General features: G+C 38.4%; 3 protein-coding genes. All 3 read right to left on the bottom strand.

All coding sequences use genetic code 11. The features are described from left to right. A partial coding sequence (locus ACFIMA_RS08925; RefSeq protein WP_375613874.1) for an ABC transporter substrate-binding protein occupies positions 1-1028 on the bottom strand: 1028 nt, incomplete at its 3' end. A 356-nt stretch (positions 1029-1384) separates the two neighbouring features. Then, positions 1385-1603, bottom strand: a complete 219-nt coding sequence (locus ACFIMA_RS08920; RefSeq protein WP_375612270.1) for a hypothetical protein — start codon at positions 1601-1603, stop codon at positions 1385-1387. 342 nt (positions 1604-1945) lie between these two features. Next, positions 1946-2653 (bottom strand): ABC transporter substrate-binding protein (locus ACFIMA_RS08915; protein WP_375613876.1); only part of this gene is annotated, 708 nt, incomplete at its 5' end.

Genomic DNA, 2653 nt, shown 5'->3' with positions numbered 1-2653 from the left:
AGAGGAATAAAACTTGCACGTGGAATACCAACATCTTTGAGAAGAGTCTTACCGAGTCCTTCATAGTCAATAAGATAGCGCATCGCCAAACGCACTTTTTCATTGGCAAAAATAGGGTTTGTCGCATTAAATCCCCATATGATCATGGAGGGCGCCAACACTTTTTCAACTTTAATATCCGTTGTTGCTTGGAGATCTGCCAAATCCTCTGGCATCAGATTACGTGCAACATCGATATCATGTTTTTCCAATAATAAACGTTGCGTTCCAGGCTCCGCGACATGGCGAATTAAAATCTTCTTCAATTTAGGCGCCTCCCCCCAATAATTGGAGCTTGCACGCAACAAAATTCCTTCTCCAGGGCGCCAACTCTCTAGCTGATAAGGACCAACACAAGCAGAATGACTGGCCAAATATCGGTTTCCCATATCGCCATCTTGTTCGTTTTTCATGAGTGTCTCACGATCAAGCAAGGCAGTAGTGCGATTAGTGGAAATATTGCTAAGAATGAGCTCTGCTGGATAAGGTTTATCAAATTTCATCACCACCGTTTTGTCATCCGGTGCTTGAAAAGCCTCATCAACGTTTTGTTCTGTAATCCCATATTCATTAAATGTTGCTGCATTAGACAATTTCAATTTGACAACCCGCTTCATACCCCAAACAAGATCATTGGCATTCGCAGGACGACCATCATAAAACTTTAAACCATCACGCAAGTGAAAAGTAATCACCGTACTCTGATCATCACTTGAAACATCCCAACTCTTCGCTAACGAGGGAACCATTTTAGCCGCATCATCTGTAGCAGAAACGACTAAATTATCACAAATATTGTTAACCACTTCAATTCCATAACGGTCATTGAGTTGTGCAGGGTCAAATGTATTTATTGGATCGAGATTCCAAGCCATCACAAGCGTATCGGCGGGTGTTTTTGCTGAAACTTGTTGCACAAACATCCCCATTGCAAGAACAGCAGAAACAAAAGAACTGCCCTTTTTCAATATTTTTCTTTTCACGTTCATAGAATTTTCCTTTTAACGTTTATTGTATAAATTCTCCATGCAGCAAAACGTGCTTAATTTAAGTTTAGACGAACGATAGGCTCCTAAAGACCAAACTTTAAAATCTTCAAGAACAAGCACCTCTTGCCAATGACTCCTCTTGTCTACACTTATAAGCCAAACTAAAACATACAAAGGAAAACACTCTAATATACAATGAATGCTCACCAACAACAGAGCTTAATCACGATATCATAACGCCTACTATTGAAGACTATAAAACCTGTATTTTTTCTATCTTGTTAAGCAAGCTTGTCTCGTATTTCTTCCGGCGTTTTCTATACCATCAAAGCACTACCCCTTTTAGCTCAAGTACCTTAATAACAACGAGCCTTCATAACAATTTGACGATTTGATAAAACAGAAAAATTCGTTAGTTTGCCAAATGCAACGACTTTTATTCCTTCTTCAAAAGAAAATTTAATTTTTTCATCACTCCCCGTAAAATAACACCCTCCAAATGACATCTCATCATCTTTCAAAGCAAAAGAAAATATAAACACCATAAAAAACTGATATCCCTTGTGTACCCCCATAACAAAACTTTCCTTCAACATCGCAAAACCTTTGCACCTTTAGCACCACTAAATTCCGCGATATTTGTTACACTTCGTTTCTTTATGTTATACTCAGTTTTTTAACAAATAAATTGACCACTTTCTAATTCAGAAAAATTGAAATATCGATCTTAACATCCACTTAAATACACCTCTAATGAGAATGAAAAATATCTTTAAACGAATGTCTTGAAAAGACACTCAACAATATATCACGCATTACCTATGATCTTCGACGCATTGCAAAGCTTAAAATTTATACAATACGCCGAATATATCATGACGATGCCCTTTATCTATTGAACAGCATTGAAGACACTCTTATTTTTCAATTTTACTATAAAAAATATGTGGCGCACTATTCCAAACCCACTTTTTGATATCAGGCGTCATCGCGATAACAGTATATTTCTGAAAGATAAACGCATAAGGTCCTTTTTGCATCAATTCACGTTGTAAATCAGCATAGAGTTGTGCCCGTTTTTGCGGATCTTTTTGAAACAATGCATCCTGAACCTTTTGATTCATCGTTTCATCCAAATACCCATATTGCCAACTAGGATAGGCGGTATTTTTTGCCTCAAGCCGATTATCTGGATTATAAACAAGACGTGAAGCCATAGTATGAGGATCCGCAGAATCATTATTCCATCCGACAAAAATCGTATCAAAAGCCCGTGCATAAAGTTTAGAAAACAACTGTGTACCGGCCATCCGTTCAATTTTAAGACGTACCCCCGCCTTTGCGGCACTATCTTGGAGTGACTGAGCAAGCAACACCCTATAAGGAGCATTTGATACGAGAAAATTTGCCTCAAACCCATTCGGATAACCAGCTTCTGCTAAAAGCTGCTTGGCTTTTGCAATATCAAGTTTAAAGGGTTGCCCTTCTTTTTCATCTAAAGCCCCAAAGTTGCCAAGAGGAATAAAACTGGCCCGTGGAACACCAACACCTTTGAGAAGCTTCTTGCCAAGACCTTCATAATCTATGAGATAACGCATCGCCAAACGTACTTTTTCCTTAGCAAA

This window comes from Bartonella sp. AP88HLJMH (assembly GCF_042195605.1).
GTDB lineage: Bacteria > Pseudomonadota > Alphaproteobacteria > Rhizobiales > Rhizobiaceae > Bartonella.
Note: the sequence above shows the minus strand (reverse complement) of the source record. Positions and strands in the feature narration are given on the sequence as shown.